The following is a 20883-nucleotide window of genomic DNA, read 5'->3' as shown; positions in this document are numbered from 1 at the left end:
ATAGTAGAATAAGATATTATTTCCTAAAGGAGTGAACCACATAATGGCAAAACAAGCAAAAATTCAACTAGCAGGTGGCGGAGAGGTTGTTATCGATCTTTTTGAGAAAGATGCACCCAACACTGTCGCTAACTTTGAAAAACTAGCAAACTCTGGTTTCTACAACGGACTTGTTTTTCACCGCGTTATCCCAGGATTCGTAGCACAAGGTGGTTGCCCAACTGGAACAGGAACTGGTGGCCCTGGCTACCAAATCAACTGTGAAATCAACCCGAACAAACATGAGCGCGGCTCCCTAGCGATGGCACATGCGGGTCGTAACACAGGCGGAAGCCAATTCTACATCGCTTACCAACCGCAACCACATTTGGATGGCGGACACACGGTGTTCGGTAAAGTATCCAAAGGTATGGAGCTTGTTGATGCATTCAAAGGCAAAGACAAAATGGAAAAAGTAGAAGTTGTAGAAGTATAATTTCTGTCATATGAACTGCTCAGACTTAGGTCTGGGCAGTTTTTTTGTAATTGGGGATATGTGAGGGGCTCTCCCCCGAATCCCGTATCTTAGTTACTCCGTAACCAACACCTCAAGCAGAACCTATCTGAACCCGGATACGTCAAACTTAAAAAGGGAATACGTATGAAAGGTGATGTCTGTTTGAAAAAGAAATGGCTTATGTATGTAGGAGCAGGTATAGGTATACTCTGTTTATTCACTTTGACAGGAAAAGAGCGGCCCACACTAACCGTTCAAAGCTCGCAACATGTCTCCTTGATCTCAGATGTAGATGTAGCTAAAACGCCCTCAGAAACGGTGAGGCGACCTTTGATTGAGCAGCTTAGAATAGAGCTTAGCCACTTCAGTGAACCTATGCCTGATATGACGAAATGGCTTCAAACACGCGTATGGCCATACGATTCAAAGAATGAGTTGTTAAGCGTCATCCAGACGGATCTAGATCAAGATGGCGTTTCGAATGAATGGGTAACTGTGCTAGTTGAGGATATTCGGGATGAGCAAACAGGCGTGGTACAGGAACGAAAGTCTTATGGGGTCATCATTGATTTTGAAGATAGCCAGTACATCCTTCAGTATTTAAATTTTTCATCTGCGAATAACGGTCGAACAAAGGTCATGACCATTGATGATCTTACAGGTGATAACAAGCCAGAGGTTGTTTGGGTATCTATTAATAGCGGCGCACACACCACTTTTTCCGAATATACCGTGTCTTCATGGGTAGGTAGAAAACTTGAAACATACGTGGGAACAGCTGTGATAGCCAGTGAATCCAAAGCGGAAATTCGAGATAAGAAGCTTCAGCTGTCAGGTGGGCTAATCGGTTCAGTTGGAGCGGGACCGTGGCAGCAGGAATTCACCGAGACGTATGCAGTTGTTGAAAATACGCTTAAACGGACTGAGCGCAGCTATGTGCAATCACCTACACCGTATCATCGTCTGATAAATGGCATGTGGGCTGAATCGCATGGATACAGGGAGCAGGCGTTACGTGATTATTCAGAAGCCATCAAGATGAAAGCTGCGTCTTATCAAGATTATGCTTTTATTTTTGAAGGTGAGTGGGTACAGGGTGGGATAAATTCCGATAAGGAAGCTGAGTTCGACCGTACGATCAAACGTTATTCACTGCTGCGGAAAGAACTTTTAACGGAGGTGAACAGAGGCGTTGACCAACGAAACGCTTGTGTATCGGCCAAGAAGAAAGCTGGCTTCGACAAGGCTTGGTTGACATATCTGAATGCACCCGCAGGCTATGCGAATCCTCATTGGGAAGAAGGAACGATTTGTTCAGATATTGCATTATTAGAACAATGAAATCATAGTAAATTCAACAAGGATGAGTTCCAAATCCATTAATTCCGACAAGTTTTATCAGAAAAAATGAAAAAAGACCTTGCAATTTTCATGCGTGAGTGATAAATTTTTGTGTAATAAAGAAATTAGTAGCTAAGGTTTAGTTATTAATTTCTTTTACAGTATGCAAAACCTTCGGGGCGTGGTGAAATTCCACACCGGCGGTGATTCGTATGCATGTACGTGTACATGGTTGCGATCAGTCCGTGACCCGTTGTGAAGCTAGCGGTACCTGACAACAGCTTCGCTACGGTTGACCTGGTGGAATTCCGGGACCGACAGTATAGTCTGGATGGGAGAAGGAAAATGCGAATGCCAATTCGCTAGCATGCTTGTTCATTTTTTCACATTAACCTAAATTCGGCAGGTCTGTCCAAAGTGACTACCTCGTCGGTATTGTTTGATTTGATCAAAAATGTGACAAGCGTAATAGCTGAAGTTTATTCGTGTTATCTAAACAATCTCTGGCCCCCATCCGTAAGCGGAAGGGGCTTTTTTGCATTAGAATCAATGATTGGATTAAGAAGGCGGTGAACATCCATGGGGCTGTTGAATGACGAAACCTATATGAGACTTGCGCTTCAAATGGCGGAGAGTGCACTCGGACAAACGGGGATTAATCCTGTAGTCGGCTGTGTTCTTGTCAAAGAAGGCCGCATTGTTGGCATGGGTGCACATTTGAAGCGTGGTGAAGGGCATGCAGAGGTCTTGGCGTTGCGTATGGCGGGCGAAGAAGCTAAGGGGAGTACAGCTTATGTGACCTTGGAGCCCTGCAGTCATTATGGCAAAACACCGCCATGCAGTGACCGCCTCATCGAAGCTGGTGTAACTCGTGTTGTCGTGGCTACCACGGATCCGAATCCGGTAGTTGCTGGGACGGGAATCGCCAAGCTGCGCGCGCACGGTTTGGATGTGAGCGTAGGCTTACTAGGTGAAGAATCCGCGAAGCTGAACGAGGTTTTCAATAAATTCATCGTCTCGCGTATGCCTTTTGTGACGATGAAGACCGCGAGCACCCTAGACGGCCGCATCGCTTCCAAAACGGGCGACAGCAAGTGGATTACATCCGCGGAGTCGCGAGCTTTTGTTCATACCCTACGCCATCGGCATCAGGGTATCCTCGTCGGCGTGCAGACGGTCATCGCCGACGACCCGCAGCTGAGCACGCGAGGCGACGTACCGGCTGTGCAGCCGGTACGCATCATCGCGGACTCGCAGCTGCGAGTCCCGCTCGGCGCCCGCGTGCTCACCGAGCAGGATCGTCAGCCGACGATCCTGCTCGCGAGCGCACAGGCGCCCGCAGAGCGGCGTGCCGCGCTGGAAGCGCGCGGCGTCACGGTCCTCACCTGCGGGGACGGCCCGCAGGTGGACCTGACGCTCGCCATGCAGCAGCTCGGCGAGCGCGAGATCGGCTCCATCCTCCTCGAGGGTGGAGGCCGCTTGAACGGCGCCATGCTGGAGCGGCGCCTGATTGATAAGCTGGTGCTGATGTTCGCGCCGAAAATTATCGGCGGGGGTCAGGCAGCACCTGTGAACATCCACTTCGACGGTTACGCGAAGATGGATGACGCCATAACGCTCGACCGACTGCGTGTCGAGCAATTCGGACCGGATGTTTGTATAACCGGTTATCCGTTGTATAAGAGCTAGAGAATGGAGGAGTGGCATGTTTACCGGCATTGTTGAAGAAATCGGCCACATGCGCCGCATTCATAGTGGAGGGCAAGCCATGGTGCTGACTATTGGCGCCAAAAAAATACTGGAAGATGTCCATTTAGGAGACAGCATTGCGGTTAATGGCGTGTGCCTCACGGTTATTTCGTATGATAGTGATTCTTTCTCCGTTGATGTGATGCCTGAAACGTATCGGAAGACGAATCTACGGAAGTTGCAATCGGGTACGCGTGTGAATTTGGAGCGGGCGATGGCAGCGAATGGCCGTTTTGGCGGACATATTGTCCAAGGGCATGTGGATGCTACAGCTACGATTCTTTCCCGTATACCGGACGAGAATGCTGTTGTTTACCGGTTCGCACCGGAGAATCCGCATATATTCCGCTACATCATTCCAGGGGGTTCCATCACGATAGACGGGATTAGTTTGACGGTTGTAGATGTCACAGAAAGCGATGTTTCCGTTTCGATTATCCCGCATACACTTGCGCAAACGGTTCTCTACGATAAAAAAGCCGGAGATACAGTCAACATTGAATGTGATGTTCTTGGCAAATATATGGAACGACTGCTCAAATTCGGTCCTTCTGAAACTTCTGCTCACGGAAATGGAGAGCCTAAGAAAAGTAAGCTGACCGCAAGCTTTTTAGCAGATAATGGCTTTATGTAAGTTAGGAGAGGTGTATATGACACAACCCATTCGGTTCAATACGATTGAAGAGGCACTTACGGATCTGAAGTTAGGTAAAGTAATTATTGTTGTTGATGATGAAGATCGGGAAAACGAAGGCGATTTTATCGCCCTTGCTGATAAAACAACCCCTGAAGTGATCAACTTCATGATTAAAGAAGGGCGTGGGCTCGTCTGCACACCGATTACCGAAGACAGAGCCAAAGAACTAGATCTGCCTCCGATGGTAGCACGCAATACCGATTATCACGGTACAGCCTTCACGGTTTCTGTTGATCATACAGATACAAGCACAGGGATTTCAGCTCATGAGCGTTCTAGAACGATTCAAGGATTAATCGATCCGACAACAAAACCGCAGGATTTCCGTAGACCAGGTCACATTTTCCCTTTGATTGCCAAAAAAGGCGGTGTACTCCGCAGAGCAGGTCATACGGAAGCAGCAATCGATTTAGCTATTCTTGCTGATTCGTATCCGGCAGGCGTTATTTGTGAAGTTATCAAAGAAGATGGTACCATGGCAAGGGTGCCAGATCTGATGGAAATTGCCGCGAAGCATGAGCTTAGTATCATTACGATCCAAGACCTTATCCATTATCGCAATCAACAAGAAAAGTTGGTGAAGCGTGAGGTTGAAGTGGATCTGCCAACGGATTTCGGTACATTCAAGGCGATTGCATATACGAATCAATTGGATGATAAGGAACATGTAGCTTTAGTTAAAGGGACCATTGATCCTTCCAAACCAACTTTGGTGCGAGTGCACTCGGAGTGTTTGACAGGTGATGTGTTCCACTCTCATCGTTGTGATTGTGGTCCACAGCTGGACGCCGCATTAAAACAGATTGATGAAGAGGGCAATGGTGTATTATTATATATGCGACAGGAAGGTCGCGGTATCGGCTTAATCAATAAATTGAAGGCCTATGTCCTCCAAGAGCAGGGATTAGACACCGTAGAAGCGAATATTAAGCTTGGATTTGCTCCAGATCTTCGTGATTATGGCATTGGTGCTCAAATTCTCAAAGATCTTGGGATCTCGAAACTTCGTTTGTTGACGAATAATCCGCGTAAAATCAAAGGCTTAGAAGGCTATGGTCTCGAAGTAGATGAGCGCGTTCCGATTCAGATGGAGAGCAAGAAAGATAACCTTAATTATTTGCAAACCAAGCAACAGAAGCTAGGCCACATGCTTACTTTTATCGACGTAGGCAAAGGCATTTAATTTTATGAATGAGTGAAGATCACATACCAAACTAATACGGTTCAAAAGAAAAGGAGATTCTTACCATGGCTACGATTTATGAAGGACATTTAATTTCGCAAAATTTAAAATACGGGATTGTCGTAGGACGTTTCAATGAGTTTATTACTTCCAAACTACTTGGTGGCGCACAAGACGCGTTAAAACGTCACGGTGTGGATGAAAGTGAAGTTGATATCGCGTGGGTTCCAGGTGCATTTGAACTTCCTCTTATCGCGCAAAAAATGGCCGAAAGCGGCAAGTATGATGCTGTTATTACCCTAGGTGCCGTTATTCGTGGATCAACGCCGCATTTTGATTATGTGTGCAGCGAAGTGGCCAAAGGTGTTTCGGCTATTAACTTGAAAACAGGTATTCCTACAATCTTCGGTGTATTAACAACTGATTCCATTGAGCAAGCAGTTGAGCGTGCAGGTACGAAAGCAGGCAATAAAGGCTGGGAAGCTGCCGTAACTGCGATTGAAATGGCGAATTTGACGAAGCAATTCTCTTCCTAATGCTGGCTTATTACCATTTAGAAACACTGCTGCCGCGGCTGTTTGCTTTCCTAATTGCTATGACCTTACATGATACAGCGCATGCTGGGGTCGCTTGGCTGCTAGGAGATCGAACAGCTCGTGATAGCAAACGATTTTCGCTTAACCCCTTGGCGCATCTTGACGTCTTGGGGTTGGCGATGATCATCTTCGGGCCATATGGCTGGTCCAAGAAAATGCCTGTCGATTCAGACCGTTATCCCAAGAATAAAAAACTATCTCTTACCTTTGTTTATCTTGCGGGACCTCTCACGAATCTTGTTCTTGTGCTATTTTTTTGGTGGCTATACTTTTACTTACCTGCCCTTCTTGGTGCAGCATCGGAATCGCTCGTCGTGGAACAGTGGCGTGTGTATTTACAATATTGTGTTATCGTTAACTTAATGATTGGACTCATTCATTTGTTGCCGCTCTATCCGCTTGATGGATGGTATGTATGGCGAGGGTTTGTCTCGACTCCGAAACAGCGTTGGCTAGACAGACAACAGACCAAAGCGCTTATTCTTGTAATCGTTTTAATGGTGACCCCGATTGGACAATGGGCACTCAGCGGAATTTATCCTTACGCCGTAAAGGTTATCATGCATCTTTATTCACTATGACAAGGGGAAGAACGACATGAAGGTTACCTATAAGTTGGAAGCATTTGAAGGCCCCCTTGATCTATTGCTTCATCTAATTGATAAAAATGAACTCGACATTTACAATATTCCGATCAAAGAAATTACAGATCAATACCTTGGGTATGTACAAGCAATGCAGGAGCTGGAGTTAGATATTACGAGTGAGTTTCTAGTTATGGCTGCCACTCTGCTCTCCATCAAAAGCAAAATGCTCTTACCTAAGCCGCCTGTTATTGAATTTGACGAATATTTTGATGATATGGATGATTCGTTAGACCCACGCGCTGAGCTCGTTGCCAAGCTGATTGAATATCGGAAATATAAATCGATTGCTGATATGCTTCGTGACAAAGAGGTGGAGCGCAGCCTCGTTTACACACGTGAACCCGAGGATTTAACACCGTATCTGCCGGATCTTCAAGAGAACCCTGTGGAAGGGTTGGATGTTGCTGATTTATTGATTGCTTTTCAGCGTACTTTGCGCAAATTAGCAAACCGGAACGTAGTTGCACGGATCAGACGGGATGAAATCTCGGTAAAGGATCGGATTCGTGAAGTTGTTGATTTGCTTAAAATAAAAGGTGGTAAGCTGTTATTTTCCAAGCTATTCGATTATGAGATGACGCGGGAAGAAATTGTTGTTACCTTTCTAGCTATCCTTGAGTTGATGAAAATGAAGAAAATCACATGCTACCAAAATCAGATTTTTGAAGATATCGTCATTCAAGCCAAAGAGGAGGGAACCGACCTTGACACTCAACTTCCAACAGATGAAATCGATTATTGAAGGACTTCTCTTCGCCTCTGGCGACGAAGGACTAGATCTCAAGCAACTTGCTGAGGTGATGGAACTTGATGCATATGTGATTAAAGATCTGCTGAAAGATATGCGGACAGATTTCAAGCGTAAAGGGCGTGGCGTCCAAATTGTAGAAGTTGCTGGCGCATACCAACTGACTACATTAGCGGAGCATGCTCCGTATTTTGAAAGACTTGCTTATACGCCATCACGTTCCTCGCTCTCACAAGCTGCTCTTGAAACGTTATCCATCGTTGCTTATAAACAACCAATCACACGCGTTGAGATCGAAGAGATCCGCGGCGTGAAGTGTGATCGAGCACTCGCTACATTAACGGGTAAGGACTTAATTACGGAGGTAGGGCGTGCAGATGCGGTGGGTAGACCGATCTTATATGGTACGTCCAAACAATTCTTGGAGTATTTCGGTTTAAATTCGATCCAAGAATTACCAGACTCTGCTAACTTTCAAGGTAGTTTTGATTTGGAAGAAGAAACTCGGATGCTATTCGATCGCTTAAGCGGGGATCAGAAACAATTGACACTAGACGACGTGAGTGACGAGCACTCTGAGTAGACCATGTTAGGTTAAAGCTTATCCATACATGCATTTCATTTCCTTTTAGAGGTCATACTAACTCCACCTGCGAGAATTCATCTTGCGCGTGGAGTTTTCGTTCATTTTGGCTAAGGAGGCGTAAGTGTTGCTGTGGGTAGGGTTGGCCGTCTTGGTTGTCATCATTGCCATTATCGTTGTGCTATGCAGCTATATGCGCGGTGAGTTTTATTTCTCCCGGGTAAAAGATAATGATACGCTTTCCGTGGAGATGCGAGGGTTGTTCGGGCTGGTACGATACCGTTATGTCATTCCAATCATTCAATTCAAAGGATTCACCCAAGGGATATTAATTAAGTCAGAGAAAGTGACCAAACAAAGCGCTAAGCTGAAAGATGAAACGAAAGAACATATTACCAAAGATAAAGTCATTGCCTTTTACGAGGAAGCGAAAGACGTTCTTGTGCATACGCTGAATTTGTATGGTTGGATGAAGATGACCTTAGCTAAAGTGGAGTGCACAGAGCTTAAGTGGATTACTCGTGTAGGACTTGGCGATGCTCCCGAAACGGCGATAACGACGGGGGCCGTATGGGGAATCAAGTCATCATTGCTTGGCTTTACAATCCGCTATGTGAAGCTAATTGCGAAGCCGCGCATTGATGTGATTCCACAATATAATGAAAAGCAATTTGCAACGGAGTTTCGTTTTGCCGGTCGCATCCGGGTATGGTTCGCTGTCACAGCTGGTATACGGCTGTTGTATCGAGCAGCTAAAATCAAAGGAGGTATTCGAACCTGGATCCAGTTCGCGTTGAAGGCGAGAGCTAGATTCAAACCTGCTTCGTGATTTTTACATAACCCCATGCCAGTAGGGGCATTCTAGAACTGAACCATAATAGTTCTTTAGAGTTCTCGATGCATGAGCTTTCGATGCCAGTAAAGAAACGTATGATGATGGTGAAAAAACGCTAAGGAGGAATATGAAAATGTCTGAACACCCGATTCAAGGCCTCATGAAAGTCGCCATGGAAAATATAAAAGAGATGGTCGACGTAAACACAATTGTCGGTGACCCGGTCGAAACGCCAGACGGTAGTGTCATTATGCCGATCTCCAAAGTTGGATTTGGTTTCGCTGCCGGTGGTAGTGAGTTTGTGACCGACTCCGAAATCGAAATCGAAGGCGGAATAAACCGTGGCGACGCACTCAATGCCAAAGTTGCTCTCCCCTTCGGTGGTGGTAGCGGTGGTGGGGTATCCATTACGCCAATTGCTTTCCTTGTTGTAGGTAAGAATGGCGTGAAGGTTGTGCCGTTAGATAATCAAACGCATATTCTGGAGCGCCTAATCGATTCTGCGCCGCAGGTCGTGGACAAGATTCAAAGTATGATCAAGGGAATGTCAGCAAAGCCGCCAGCAACGACTAGTGCGGCTAGTAGTGTCACCAATATTGAGAATCAGAATTTTATTGTGTAGCCTCTTGTCATTATGAGCTGTCCTTTGAGGACAGCTTTTTTCTGTGGGGATTCATCAATCGTGAGAGCTTCTTACGACCGTTTTAGCAGAGGCCGGACGCCAGTTAATCAGTCTGATCAGTTGATCTTGCATATACGAAGGTGAATATTTAAATTCACTTTCAATCCAATGAAAAATAAGGCCAAGCAAGGCATGAATCGAATAAATACTCAGCAACTCATGATCGATCTCTTTATCTTGATCGGGGTAGATTAATTCTTCTTGTGTGATTTTTTTTAAGGCACTAAACATGGTTTCCTTCAACTTGGGCAGTACTTCACTTTTCATTAGCGTGGTATAAATAGAAGAGTTCTGAAAAAAGTGATCAAATATCATAACGGATTTAGCAGGCAGTTCTTGAATACGAAATACTTCTACATGTTCATAGGGTGCTCGAAAGGATTGAAGTAATTGCTCAGTTAAATTGGCAATGATATCGTCAAGCAAATCTTCCTTACTTTCATAATTGGCATAGAATGTCCCACGATTATAGTTAGCAAATTCTACAATTTCGGTTATTGAAATGGAAGTAAAGGGCTTTTGTGACATCAGCGCCAGCAGGGCTTCTCGAAGAGCGATTTTGCTTCGAACGATTCTGCGATCTGTTTTTTTAGTGATTTCTGACATTCATGTTCATTCCTTTTTGACGTTAGTGAACAAAATCAATCATTTTGTACGTTAGCTTACAAACAATCATTTTTTACTGATTGTAACACTTCTGATACTCTATTATACTCCAAGTGAAAGAGTTTCTATAGGCACAATTCAGTGAGATATTCGCACAAAAATACATGACATTTGGAGGAATTACACATGAAGCTTTCTGGAAAAGTGGCTATCGTTACAGGAGCAGCGTCAGGTATGGGGAAAGCAATCGCAGAGTTGTTCGCAGCTGAAGGAGCTACGGTTATCGTTTCGGATCTTCGGGTTGAGGCGGCGCAAACGGTTGTTACTAGCATTGAAGCAAAAGGTGGTACAGCAATTGCTGTTGCAGCGAATGTTGCAAAAGAAGAAGATGTTGCACAAATGATTGATACGGCTGTGAAAGAATACGGTACCGTTGATATTCTCATAAATAATGCTGGTATTATGGATAACTTTGTCCCTGCTGGAGATCTTACGGACGAGCTATGGGAGCGAGTTTTCGCTATTAACACAACAGGTGTCATGCGAACAACTCGGAAAGTTCTTCCTATTTTTACAGAGAGAAAAAGTGGTGTTATCGTAAACATAGCGTCTGCAGGCGGACTAAATGGATCCAGAGCGGGTGCAGCGTATACGGCATCTAAACATGCAGTAGTTGGATTCACGAAAAACGTAGGTTTTCAATACGCGAATCTCGGTATCCGTTGTAATGCCATCGCGCCTGGTGGTGTGAGCACAAACATCGGAACAACGATTACAGCCCCAAATCCTTTTGGTATGGAAAGAGCAATGGTTGGCATGGGTTTAAATCCACGAGCAGGTGAGCCAGAGGAAATTGCAAAGGTTGCTTTATTCTTGGCTTCTGACGATGCGAGCTTTGTTAATGGGACTGTGGTTACAGCGGATGCAGGTTGGACAGCGTACTAATCGCGAACTAAATTGAATAAGTAAGACGTAAACGCCAAGTTGCGTTAATTGAAGGCTGATCCATATGTAGATTTTCTACTTCTGGACGGCCTTTTTGTTTTGGATCGTTTTCAGGACATATCCCTCGTCCACTCGCATATACTTGTACAAAGTTTCAACAGTGGATTCGATCAAAAAGTGTACAAGTTCGCTCGTGTAGGAGGATAACCCAACCAATGAAAACCAAAAGCCAGTTCATCGTCATTTGCTGTGCCTTGATTGGATTGTTAATTGCGCCATGGACCTATGTAGAAGCCGCGCCGCCAAGCATTCATACGAATGCAGTCGGTGCTTCGCTCGTTGATGTGGAGTCAGGACGTGTGCTTTATAGCGAAAAAGGGGACACGCCTATGCGTATAGCTAGCTTGACCAAAATTATGACGGCGATCATTGCGATTGAACAAGGGGACCTCACCAGCATGGTCAAAGTCAGCAAGAATGCTTTCGGTAAAGAGGGGTCTTCCATCTATTTGAAGCTTGGAGAAGAAATGCGACTTCATGACATGTTATATGGACTCATGATGCGTTCCGGTAATGACGCCGCGACGGCAATTGCTGAGCATATTGGGGGAAGCGTTGAAGGGTTCGTCTATTTGATGAACGAGAAAGCGAAAATGCTAGGGATGGATCATTCCCATTTCACGAATCCATCCGGGCTGGACGAAGGTGAAGGCCATCGCTCAAGTCCGAATGATATGGCTAAGCTTACCGCGTATGCGCTCAAGAATAGTGTGTTTGCTGATATTGTATCTACAAAGCTGAAAAAGGTACCCAATCCGAATGAAACATGGGATTACTCTTGGCTCAACAAAAATAAGATGCTTTCCATGTTCGAAGGTGCAGATGGGGTGAAAACGGGTTATACCAAGCTCGCTAAGCGTTGCTTAGTATCTTCAGCTACACGGAACGGCCAGCAACTTGTCGTCGTGACTTTGAATGATGGTGATGATTGGGCGGATCACGCGAAGTTGCTCCAATACGGGTTCAATAATTTCCCGTTGCAGACACTGGTGAAGAAAGGCGATGCAATCGAAGGCACCCCTTGGGTAGCAAGTCGAACGTTTAAGTACCCACTCGCAGAAGGTGAATACGCTAGCTTATCGCACCAAGTTACCTTGGTAGATCCAATGGCGACGGAGTATCGGTTAGCTGAACGCGGTGCACTGCGAATTTCATTGAAAAATAATCTGATACAAACGATACCTATCTATGATCCAGCAAACCCATTAATGCAAGTACCCGAGAAAGCAACATTCTCCTATCAATCGAGCAGTCCTTATAAAGTGACATTGCTGACAAAATATAGTTATATTTGCAGAATGCTAGTACAAGGGTTATTTCATATATCTGGCTCCATATGGGCGGATTGATGTAAAAGACGTAAAGCCAAGTTGTAAGGAGTGCTGATCTATGGTGAATTGGATATGGCTATTTTTTATCGTTGTTGGTTTCCTCGTCGCAGCTATCAATGGTGATGTAGAATCCGTTACACAAGCGGCATTTGATGGGGCGAAGAATGGCGTAACCGTATGTTTTGGTTTAATAAGTGTATTGGTATTCTGGATGGGAATGATGCGTATTGCGGAAGATGCTGGTATTTTGCACAAGTTGGCAAGACTTCTTCAGCCCGTTGTACGCTTCCTTTTTCCAAGTGTTCCAAAGAATCATCCTGCGCTTGGCTATATCATGTCGAACATGAGTGCTAATATCCTTGGCTTAGGCAATGCTGCGACCCCGATGGGGATTAAAGCGATGCAAGAACTTCAGAAGCTTAATCCTAACAAAGAGGAAGCCAGTGCAGCTATGTCCACGTTGCTTGCACTCAATACGTCAAGTATCACCTTAATCCCGACAACACTTATTGCAATAAGGATGAATTTTAATTCAATGAACCCGGCAGAAATCGTAGGTACAACACTCATTGCGACGATCATTTCCACAACAGTGGCCATATTCGTGGATAGATGGTATCGCAGATCGCGCTCACCTATCCCTCCGCTGAAAGGATGAACCAGCATGTACGCACTCGTTTCACTAATTTCAGCATGGGCAATCCCGATCATGATTGTGTTCATTCCCCTTTACGCTGCTTATCGCAAGGTTCCTGTCTATGAGTCATTTGTAGAGGGGGCCAAAGATGGCTTCGACACAGCGATCAAAATTATTCCCCACCTTGTCGGGATGATGGTCGCGATTTCCGTTTTTCGTGCATCTGGTGCGATGGACATGATGATAGGCTGGATGCGGCCATTTTTCGAAAGTATTGGTGTGCCTACAGAAGTACTCCCTTTAGCAATTCTAAGGCCTATCACAGGAGCGGGTTCCTTAGCATTTACGACTGATTTAATCGAGCAATTTGGTCCGGATTCCATGATTGGGCGGATAGCCTCAACGGTACAAGGGAGCACAGACACAACTTTATATGTGATAACTGTCTATTTTGGCGCGATTGGAATTCGAAAAGCTGGCTATGCGCTCAAAGTGGGATTAATTTCGGATGCTGTTGGCTTTATCGCTTCTCTTGTTATTTGTTATTTCGTGTTTTCGTAAATGGCAGGCACGTAATGGCACCTGAATAGCCATCATTCTGTCACCTTCTGTCAGTTATTGTGGGTTGCCGCTTGAGATTTGTGGTTAAGTCCGTTATCATTAGCTTGAGGTGAAAGCGGATAATGGAAAGACTGCAAAAGGTATTAGCCGAAGCTGGGATCGCATCCCGCCGGAAATGTGAAGAAATCATTACAGCGGGACGCGTGCAAGTGAACGGTGAAGTCGTCACGACGCTGGGTGTGAAAGTGAATACAGCTGAAGATGAAATAAGGGTTGATGGACGTGCGATAGGTCAACAGAAGAAGATCTATGTCATTTTAAATAAGCCCAAAGGTGTTATTACGAGTGCAACGGATCCCGAAGGCCGTAAGGTTGTCACTGATTTCTTGCCAGGAATCAGAGAGCGTGTATATCCGGTCGGTCGACTGGATTATGATACGGAAGGCCTGCTCATTCTAACGAATGACGGTGAGTTCGCACATCTGCTTACACATCCGAAGCATCATGTACCGAAGACATACCAAGCAACTGTCAAAGGAGTGCCACACGGCACGTTATTAGATAAGCTCAAAATGGGCATACAGTTAGAAGATGGTATGACTGCACCTGCTGAAGTCGAGTACGCAGATGTGAATATGGAGAAGAATGAATCTGTCATTCAAATCACTATCTATGAAGGTAGAAACCGCCAAGTCAGACGGATGTTTGAGGCGATTTCGTTCCCAGTAATCAAATTAAAGCGGATTAAATTCGGTCCCATCTTCTTAACTGGCCTGGCAAGAGCGAAGTATCGCCACTTGACGCCCAAAGAGGTTGAAGAGCTTAGGAACGAAGCTCTAAGGACACATAACGTTCAAAAAGGCCAATAAGAATTGGCCTTCTTTTCGTTATAATAAGGGTATAATTCGATATGCAAAAACTAACATTGTCGACAAAGCGAAGGTGATTAACATTGGGTCGTAATAAGAAGTGGGTACAGATTGGGATCTTTGCAATCGTGCTCATTATTGGTGTGTTTACGATTATTACAAATTTGTCTGCTTCAGCAAGCAAGAAATACCCGCAGCAAGGGGAGAAAGCGACGAACTTCTCCTTGGTTGGATTAGATGGTCAAACGCACGAGCTCTCTGATTACAAAGGGAAAGTTGTGCTAGTGAATTTCTGGGGTACATTTTGTCCACCATGTAAAGAAGAAATGCCTGATCTTCAGAAGCAATACGATAAGTGGAAGAGCCAAGGTGTCGTTTTCTTAGAAGTGAATGTGGACAAGAATAAAGTAACGGTCCAGGGTTTCATGGAGCAATACAAATTAAATATGCCAGTGCTGTTAGATGCCAATGAAGTTGTGCGTAAATTATATGGTGTAATGGACTATCCAACAACCTTCTTCATAGGGACAGATGGCAAAATTGCTGTGAAAAAAATTGGCCAAATGGAAGAGTCATTTATTGATGAGACTTTATCTAGCTTGGTCAGTAAATCGTAATTCATAAGTCGTACGCATGTTCAACGTTTTTAGGAGGTCATCATGTTCTACAATACCAAATGCGATTGCGGACATCAGAACCCTACAGGCACTACGCTGTGTGAATCCTGTGGGAATCCGCTGATCGATATCGATGGCAGAGACATTCTGGAAATGCGCTATGATGGGATGGCCAGACGGTCTCAGAAGTCCAATCCTTCTCTGCTCGATAAAGTCTGGAATTTCTTCTCTTCAGTGAAAATAGCCGTTTGGATCATTTTCATTACATTGCTTGCTTCAGCTGTAGGTACGATATTTCCGCAAGAGAATACCTTTCTGGACATGGATCCATCTCAATATTACAGCGAAAACTATGGGGAACTAGGGAATATTTATCATGCCCTTGGCTTTTCTCATACCTTCAGCTCATGGTGGTTCATCACGTTGCTATTCATGATTGGAACTTCGCTTGTCATTTGCAGTTTGGATCGTGTTCTTCCCCTATATAGGGCGTTGTCCAAGCAGCAAATACGTAAACATATCAATTTTCTGACTAGGCAAAATGTCACACTTGTTACAGATTTGCCTGCGGGAACGGATGAAATCGCTTGGACGAACAAGCTGGGTACGCTTTTGCGTAAAAAGAATTACCGCATACATACCGATGGCTCTGCATTACTTGCTGAAAAATATCGCTTTAGCCGCTGGGGGCCCTATATCAATCATATTGGACTCATTATCTTCTTAATCGGTGTGCTTATGCGCGGGATTCCCGGCTGGCATATGGATCAATACATGAGCATCCTTGAAGGTGAAACCAAGCCCATCCCGCATACTTCGTACTACATTAAGAATGAGAAATTTACACTCACGTTGTACGATGAACAAGAGCTTCCTGAAAGCATCAAAGCCAAAGGTCAGATCGTTCCGAAGACGTATGAAACGCAAGCTGTCTTGTATCATTGTACCGCGAACTGCGGGGATGGGGCAGAAGCGCCAGTACTGGAGGAAGTTCATAAGGCCAATATCATTGTGAATCATCCATTGGATTACAAGGGTTTGCAAGCGTATCAGTTTGATTATAAAGCAACACCACTGCTGATCTCGGTGAAGCCTACACTAAGCAATCCAACTACGGGTGAGACTTATGGCAGTTTTGATCTACCAATGAATAATCCAAAAGAGTCTTATCAGGTAGGTGCCTATACACTTACGTTAAAAGGTTTCTTCCCTGAGTTTGGCATAGAGAAGGGTCAGCCGATTTCGAAATCGAATGAGCCGAAAGCTCCAGCCTTTATTTTTAGCGTAACTGGACCAGGGCTAGCTGAAAAAGGGGAACCATATCTGTATTTCCCGAGACAAATCGATAAAGAAACGTTCTCGCAAGACACCATTAACGGTGCGATTAGTCAGAAGCTAAAGATTGCGGTTGGTTCCATGGAAGGTGTTCAATTTGCCAATTACACGACATATTTGAACATACGAGTGGATAAAGCAATGCCATATATCTGGGTTGGCTCTGCGATTTTTATGATCGGTGTCATTATGGGCTTCTATTGGCAGCATCGACGCATTTGGATTCGAATTGATGAGGGCAAGTTGACGCTCGGCGGCCATACGAACAAGAACTGGTTTGGACTGCGAAATGAAGTTGCCGCAGCTCTAAATAAGAATGATCTGGACGTTTTACCGAAAACATTAGCAAATGGAGGAAACCAGGGGTGAATGTAAACTCTGTTAGCAGTACCTTTCTACTCATCGCTTTTTTTGTATATTTGCTCGCATTCTTCCTGTTTGTTCTTTCGATTACGGGTAAGAGGTGGAGCAACCGGAAGCCGGAAGAGCATACGAGGCAATGGGGGTTCGTTGCTTTTATTACTTCGGTTGTCGGGTTTGCTTGTCATGTGACATTCTTCTTCACACGATGGGCTGAAGGGGATCATATCCCTACTTCCAATATGTATGAATTTATGACGTTTTTAGGGATGATGATCATGTGTGCTTTCTTGATCGTATATCTCATTTATCGGACTCCGGTACTAGGTGTCTTTGCATTACCCATTGGCTTTATCATCATTGCCTATGCTTCCGTTTTCCCAAGTGAAGTACAGCCATTGATTCCTGCGTTGCAGAGTTACTGGTTGAAGATTCATGTAACAACAGCGGCTACCGGAGAAGCTTTCTTTGCCGTTGGTTTTGCCGGTGGATTAATGTATCTGCTTCGATCCGTTGACTATACAGAGACGACGAAGAACGATAAGAAGGAACAAAGAGGTGTTGAGCTCACTTTATTCTTTATTCTTATGCTCGTTGCATTTATTGCCTCGATTTTTACATTCAATGGATCAGGTTACAAAGCTGTATTCTCCAAAGATGTGATTGTTACGAATGCTCAAGGCGTACAGGAAACCAATCATACGACGGAAACCTACGTACTGCCTCCAATTGTACAACCGTATGATACGAAAGTCGTAGAAATGAAGTCATTCCTTGGCATGTCTGAACCCTTATTTACAGCGCCATCCTGGATGGAAGGGGCTAGTGCTGGTCGTAAATTAAACACAGTCATTTGGTCAATTCTCGGCGGTTTGATCCTTTATGCACTCGCGCGTCTGGTTGCACGGAAACCGTTAGGAGCAGCGATTGGTCCGATTGTGAAAGGTATGGATGCGGAAGATCTGGATGAAATCAGTTATCGCGCTATTGCGATTGGCTATCCGATCTTTACCCTCGGGGCACTCATCTTCGCGATGATTTGGGCTCAGGAAGCATGGGGCCGTTTCTGGGGATGGGATCCGAAGGAAGTATGGGCATTGATAACTTGGTTATTCTATGCAGTATTCCTACATCTTCGTCTTTCAAAAGGTTGGCAAGGTAAGAAATCCGCTTGGTTAACTGTAATTGGATTTATCGTCGTTATGTTTACATTAGTAGGTGTGAACTTAGTCATAGCTGGACTGCATTCTTATGCAGGTGTTTAAACATTAAGTACGTACATTAATAGAGGATGTGACGCTAAGATGGAATTGAAGCCAAGTATACTCGTTGTTGATGATGAAGAACGTATTCGCCGATTACTCCGCATGTATTTAGAGAAGGAAGGTTATCTGATTGAAGAAGCGGAAGATGGTGAAACCGCTTTGCGGATGGCTACCGAAACTGATTTCGATCTGATTTTGCTGGATGTGATGCTGCCTGGCATCGATGGCATTGAAGTCTGTGCACGCCTTCGTCAAGTGAAGTCCACACCAGTCATCATGTTGACAGCGAAGGGTGAAGAGACGAATCGTGTGAGCGGATTTGAAGTTGGTGCGGACGATTATGTTGTCAAACCGTTCTCGCCGCGTGAAGTGATTTACCGTGTGAAAGCGATTCTTCGTCGTTCTTCAGCGACAGCGTATTTATCCAAAGATGCAAGTTCCAGCAATAATATTGTATTCCCGAACTTGATTATTGAGCATGACGCACATCGTGTGACAGCTGGTGGTCAGGAAGTAGCCCTAACACCGAAGGAATATGAATTGCTTCATTACTTGGCTGTTTCACCTGATAAAGTTTTCTCTCGTGAAGAGCTGCTCAAGGATGTTTGGAACTACGAGTTTTTCGGTGACTTACGTACGGTAGATACGCATGTAAAGCGACTTCGTGAGAAATTAAACAAAGTATCCCCGGATGCTGCAGCGATGATTACGACAGTATGGGGTGTAGGCTACAAGCTAGAGGTGCCTAAATAAGTGTTTATTTTCAGAAGTGTCGTAGGTAAACTGTGGTTAACCATTATAGGCCTAGTTGGGGTTGTCTTGCTCATACTGGGCTTTTTTCTTGTCAATTATATGGAAAATTATTTTGCGCAAGCAACGGATCAGCGCGAGAATATGAAAGAAGTGGCACTTAAGTTTTCAGAGGAAGCAACGACGCATATGTACAACGAGCAATTTTATCAATTAAGTAATGAGTTGCTCAGCTTTCAAGATTCAAGAATGCTTGTGATTTCTACGGATATGAAGGAAATGGCCATCCCGCGAACCAACGGAAGTCAGTTAGCCGAATTCCATGTATCTGATTTCTATACAGAAGCTGAACTGAAGCCTGTATTTGCCGGCCAAACAATCGATAAGCAAATTAATAAATCGCGCACAGGCCGCTTTGATGCAGGTGCGGAATACCTTGTTGTGGCAGTACCGCTTTTCAATTTGGAGGGGGGCATTGTAGGGGCGACATTGCTTTATCAATCCCTGCAGTCGTTAGAAGCCACACAATCGTATATGTTAAGATTGTTTGTTTATGTGTCCATTGTTGGTTTTCTCATGACAACTTTCTTCGCCTTCTTCTTGTTCTCACAAATTACGAGACCTCTGCAGCAATTGAAGAAAGCAGCGGATTTCATCACGCATGGGGAATATGGTACGCGTGTCCCTATCCTTTCCAAGGATGAGATTGGAGAGCTTGCCAAAACCTTTAATCACATGGGGGAAAAGGTGCAGGAAAGTATTCATGCCCTCAGTCAGGAGAAAGAACATCTATCTAGCATTCTACGAAGTATGACCGATGCGGTGATCACCCTGGATGTGAATGGATCTGTGATGCTAAGCAACCCGCAAGGCGAGAAAATCGTAGAAGAGTGGAGTACGATTGAATGGTCGGATGATGAAGGTGAGCCAAGACGTTTCCCGAAACCAGATACTGCACTTGGCGATTGGGGCCTTATGAGCTTCAGCAATCCAAACACGTTACCAATCCCTGTACCCCTGATTCCGCTCTTTGAAGCGGTTGTTGATGAGTCAGCAGAGGCCGCTACAAAGCTTCATGTGCAAAATGGCGTGTGGTCCGTGGCAATGACGCCTCTCTACTCCAGGGATCAAGTGCGCGGCGCTGTGGCCGTTCTCCGTGACGTGACGGAGGAGGAACGACTCGATAAGCTGCGCAAGGACTTTGTGGCGAACGTCTCGCATGAGCTGCGTACGCCGATCTCGATGCTGCAGGGTTACAGTGAAGCCCTGCTAGATGATATTCCTTCCACGCCGGAAGAACGCGTGGAGCTGGTACAGGTCATTCACGACGAGTCGCTCCGCATGGGGCGCCTCGTCCGTGACCTGCTCGATCTGGCGCGGATGGAAGCCGGCCATCTCGAGCTTTCCTTCAGGGAGGTCGAAATCGACTCCCTGGTGAGACGCATGCACCGCAAATTCGCGGTGCTGGCCAAAGAGCGCGGCATCGCGCTAAGCGTGACGTTGCCAGAAGAGCCGCTCATCCTGCAGCGTGCGGATGAGGATCGTTTGGAGCAGGTGCTGACGAACCTGCTCGACAACGCGTTCAGGCATACGCCTGCAGGGGCGCGTATTGCCTTGAAGGCGGAGGCGTGCCTCTCGAAGGATCGGCCCGCGATTCGGATCGAGATCGCCGACGAGGGGCAGGGGATCCCTGCCGAGGATCTGCCGTTTATCTTTGAACGCTTCTACAAGGCGGACAAGGCGCGTACGCGTGGATCTTCTGGGGGAACTGGACTTGGCCTTGCGATCGTCAAGAACATCATTGATTCCCATCATGGGACTGTAACCGTACAAAGCACATGGGGTCAAGGCAGCACATTTACGATTTGCTTGCCCTGCGAACACAAATAAACAGAAAATTGTGTGAATTTCGACACAAAGAAAAAGGCGTTTGCTGAGTTAACACTCGGCAAACGCCTTTATTTGTAGAATATTCAGATAAAATCTTGTT

General features: G+C 45.3%; 22 protein-coding genes and 1 riboswitch. Of the genes, 21 read left to right on the top strand and 1 reads right to left on the bottom strand.

The features are described 5' to 3' along the window. Positions 1 to 43 precede the first annotated feature (43 nt). The 11 genes from L6I86_RS05850 to ytfJ all read left to right on the top strand — a co-directional run bounded on the left by L6I86_RS05850 (position 44) and on the right by ytfJ (position 9497). Entirely contained in the window at positions 44 to 475 is a 432-nt protein-coding gene (locus L6I86_RS05850) for a peptidylprolyl isomerase (RefSeq protein WP_056614545.1), read from the top strand. Positions 476 to 658: 183 nt separating this feature from the next. Continuing rightward, positions 659 to 1837, top strand: coding sequence for a hypothetical protein (locus tag L6I86_RS05845; RefSeq protein ID WP_236285503.1), 1179 nt, complete (start codon positions 659 to 661; stop codon positions 1835 to 1837). A 166-nt stretch (positions 1838 to 2003) separates the two neighbouring features. Next, positions 2004 to 2184, top strand: a riboswitch (FMN riboswitch). A gap of 232 nt (positions 2185 to 2416) precedes the next feature. Next, complete coding sequence (gene ribD, locus L6I86_RS05840; protein ID WP_236285501.1) at positions 2417 to 3526, top strand: bifunctional diaminohydroxyphosphoribosylaminopyrimidine deaminase/5-amino-6-(5-phosphoribosylamino)uracil reductase RibD; 1110 nt, start codon at positions 2417 to 2419, stop codon at positions 3524 to 3526. Positions 3527 to 3542: 16 nt separating this feature from the next. Further along, positions 3543 to 4220: a riboflavin synthase gene (ribE, locus tag L6I86_RS05835; protein WP_056614538.1), complete on the top strand. Its 678-nt coding sequence runs from the start codon at positions 3543 to 3545 to the stop codon at positions 4218 to 4220. A gap of 16 nt (positions 4221 to 4236) precedes the next feature. After that, complete coding sequence (locus L6I86_RS05830; RefSeq protein WP_236285500.1) at positions 4237 to 5466, top strand: bifunctional 3,4-dihydroxy-2-butanone-4-phosphate synthase/GTP cyclohydrolase II; 1230 nt, start codon at positions 4237 to 4239, stop codon at positions 5464 to 5466. Between the two features lie 65 nt (positions 5467 to 5531). Then, a complete protein-coding gene (gene ribH, locus L6I86_RS05825) occupies positions 5532 to 6002 on the top strand; it encodes a 6,7-dimethyl-8-ribityllumazine synthase (protein ID WP_056614532.1) in 471 nt (156 codons plus the stop codon). Then, positions 6002 to 6643 carry a site-2 protease family protein gene (locus L6I86_RS05820; protein ID WP_236285499.1) on the top strand — a complete coding sequence of 214 codons (642 nt, stop codon included), beginning with the start codon at positions 6002 to 6004 and terminating at the stop codon, positions 6641 to 6643. Before ribH ends, L6I86_RS05820 begins: the two co-directional genes overlap by 1 nt. Before the next feature lie 16 nt (positions 6644 to 6659). Continuing rightward, positions 6660 to 7451, top strand: coding sequence for a segregation and condensation protein A (locus tag L6I86_RS05815; RefSeq protein WP_236285496.1), 792 nt, complete (start codon positions 6660 to 6662; stop codon positions 7449 to 7451). Beyond that, a complete protein-coding gene (gene scpB, locus L6I86_RS05810; protein ID WP_056614519.1) occupies positions 7435 to 8040 on the top strand; it encodes an SMC-Scp complex subunit ScpB in 606 nt (201 codons plus the stop codon). Before L6I86_RS05815 ends, scpB begins: the two co-directional genes overlap by 17 nt. Before the next feature lie 124 nt (positions 8041 to 8164). After that, positions 8165 to 8869, top strand: a complete 705-nt coding sequence (locus L6I86_RS05805) for a DUF2953 domain-containing protein (RefSeq protein WP_236285494.1) — start codon at positions 8165 to 8167, stop codon at positions 8867 to 8869. A 139-nt stretch (positions 8870 to 9008) separates the two neighbouring features. After that, complete coding sequence (gene ytfJ / locus L6I86_RS05800; protein ID WP_056614514.1) at positions 9009 to 9497, top strand: GerW family sporulation protein; 489 nt, start codon at positions 9009 to 9011, stop codon at positions 9495 to 9497. 54 nt (positions 9498 to 9551) lie between these two features. Here ytfJ and L6I86_RS05795 read toward each other — a convergent pair whose 3' ends face one another. After that, positions 9552 to 10163, bottom strand: a complete 612-nt coding sequence (locus L6I86_RS05795) for a TetR/AcrR family transcriptional regulator (RefSeq protein WP_236285492.1) — start codon at positions 10161 to 10163, stop codon at positions 9552 to 9554. Positions 10164 to 10349: 186 nt separating this feature from the next. Between L6I86_RS05795 and L6I86_RS05790 the strand changes: the two genes are divergently transcribed. The 10 genes from L6I86_RS05790 to L6I86_RS05745 all read left to right on the top strand — a co-directional run bounded on the left by L6I86_RS05790 (position 10350) and on the right by L6I86_RS05745 (position 20783). Further along, positions 10350 to 11108, top strand: a complete 759-nt coding sequence (locus L6I86_RS05790) for an SDR family oxidoreductase (RefSeq protein WP_236285490.1) — start codon at positions 10350 to 10352, stop codon at positions 11106 to 11108. A gap of 215 nt (positions 11109 to 11323) precedes the next feature. Continuing rightward, positions 11324 to 12517 (top strand): D-alanyl-D-alanine carboxypeptidase family protein, encoded by a 1194-nt coding sequence (locus tag L6I86_RS05785; RefSeq protein WP_236285489.1) that lies wholly within the window; start codon positions 11324 to 11326, stop codon positions 12515 to 12517. Positions 12518 to 12557: 40 nt separating this feature from the next. Continuing rightward, entirely contained in the window at positions 12558 to 13157 is a 600-nt protein-coding gene (locus L6I86_RS05780) for a nucleoside recognition domain-containing protein (protein ID WP_056614501.1), read from the top strand. A gap of 6 nt (positions 13158 to 13163) precedes the next feature. Then, entirely contained in the window at positions 13164 to 13697 is a 534-nt protein-coding gene (locus tag L6I86_RS05775; protein ID WP_056614498.1) for a spore maturation protein, read from the top strand. A gap of 122 nt (positions 13698 to 13819) precedes the next feature. After that, positions 13820 to 14566, top strand: a complete 747-nt coding sequence (locus L6I86_RS05770; RefSeq protein ID WP_056614495.1) for a pseudouridine synthase — start codon at positions 13820 to 13822, stop codon at positions 14564 to 14566. Between the two features lie 83 nt (positions 14567 to 14649). After that, entirely contained in the window at positions 14650 to 15183 is a 534-nt protein-coding gene (locus L6I86_RS05765) for a redoxin domain-containing protein (protein ID WP_236285487.1), read from the top strand. A 42-nt stretch (positions 15184 to 15225) separates the two neighbouring features. Further along, a complete protein-coding gene (resB, locus tag L6I86_RS05760; RefSeq protein ID WP_236285485.1) occupies positions 15226 to 16887 on the top strand; it encodes a cytochrome c biogenesis protein ResB in 1662 nt (553 codons plus the stop codon). After that, positions 16884 to 18143 (top strand): cytochrome c biogenesis protein CcsA, encoded by a 1260-nt coding sequence (ccsA, locus tag L6I86_RS05755; RefSeq protein ID WP_236285483.1) that lies wholly within the window; start codon positions 16884 to 16886, stop codon positions 18141 to 18143. Before resB ends, ccsA begins: the two co-directional genes overlap by 4 nt. Positions 18144 to 18182: 39 nt before the next feature. Continuing rightward, complete coding sequence (locus L6I86_RS05750) at positions 18183 to 18896, top strand: response regulator transcription factor (RefSeq protein ID WP_056614488.1); 714 nt, start codon at positions 18183 to 18185, stop codon at positions 18894 to 18896. Then, a complete protein-coding gene (locus L6I86_RS05745) occupies positions 18897 to 20783 on the top strand; it encodes a sensor histidine kinase (RefSeq protein WP_236285477.1) in 1887 nt (628 codons plus the stop codon). Positions 20784 to 20883: the final 100 nt, after the last annotated feature.

The organism is Paenibacillus allorhizoplanae (assembly GCF_927798215.1).
Lineage (GTDB): Bacteria > Bacillota > Bacilli > Paenibacillales > NBRC-103111 > Paenibacillus_E > Paenibacillus_E allorhizoplanae.
This window is presented reverse-complemented; position numbering and strand designations above follow the sequence as displayed.

Coding starts and splice junctions, on each gene's coding strand:
- L6I86_RS05770 (WP_056614495.1), top strand. CDS start 13,820: ATGGAAAGACTGCAAAAGGTATTAGCCGAAGCTGGGATCGCATCCCGC.
- L6I86_RS05820 (WP_236285499.1), top strand. CDS start 6,002: ATGCTGGCTTATTACCATTTAGAAACACTGCTGCCGCGGCTGTTTGCT.
- L6I86_RS05775 (WP_056614498.1), top strand. CDS start 13,164: ATGTACGCACTCGTTTCACTAATTTCAGCATGGGCAATCCCGATCATG.
- L6I86_RS05795 (WP_236285492.1), bottom strand. CDS start 10,163: ATGTCAGAAATCACTAAAAAAACAGATCGCAGAATCGTTCGAAGCAAA.
- ribD (WP_236285501.1), top strand. CDS start 2,417: ATGGGGCTGTTGAATGACGAAACCTATATGAGACTTGCGCTTCAAATG.
- L6I86_RS05750 (WP_056614488.1), top strand. CDS start 18,183: ATGGAATTGAAGCCAAGTATACTCGTTGTTGATGATGAAGAACGTATT.
- scpB (WP_056614519.1), top strand. CDS start 7,435: ATGAAATCGATTATTGAAGGACTTCTCTTCGCCTCTGGCGACGAAGGA.
- L6I86_RS05830 (WP_236285500.1), top strand. CDS start 4,237: ATGACACAACCCATTCGGTTCAATACGATTGAAGAGGCACTTACGGAT.
- resB (WP_236285485.1), top strand. CDS start 15,226: ATGTTCTACAATACCAAATGCGATTGCGGACATCAGAACCCTACAGGC.
- L6I86_RS05815 (WP_236285496.1), top strand. CDS start 6,660: ATGAAGGTTACCTATAAGTTGGAAGCATTTGAAGGCCCCCTTGATCTA.
- L6I86_RS05785 (WP_236285489.1), top strand. CDS start 11,324: ATGAAAACCAAAAGCCAGTTCATCGTCATTTGCTGTGCCTTGATTGGA.
- ribE (WP_056614538.1), top strand. CDS start 3,543: ATGTTTACCGGCATTGTTGAAGAAATCGGCCACATGCGCCGCATTCAT.
- L6I86_RS05850 (WP_056614545.1), top strand. CDS start 44: ATGGCAAAACAAGCAAAAATTCAACTAGCAGGTGGCGGAGAGGTTGTT.
- L6I86_RS05790 (WP_236285490.1), top strand. CDS start 10,350: ATGAAGCTTTCTGGAAAAGTGGCTATCGTTACAGGAGCAGCGTCAGGT.
- ytfJ (WP_056614514.1), top strand. CDS start 9,009: ATGTCTGAACACCCGATTCAAGGCCTCATGAAAGTCGCCATGGAAAAT.
- L6I86_RS05780 (WP_056614501.1), top strand. CDS start 12,558: ATGGTGAATTGGATATGGCTATTTTTTATCGTTGTTGGTTTCCTCGTC.
- ribH (WP_056614532.1), top strand. CDS start 5,532: ATGGCTACGATTTATGAAGGACATTTAATTTCGCAAAATTTAAAATAC.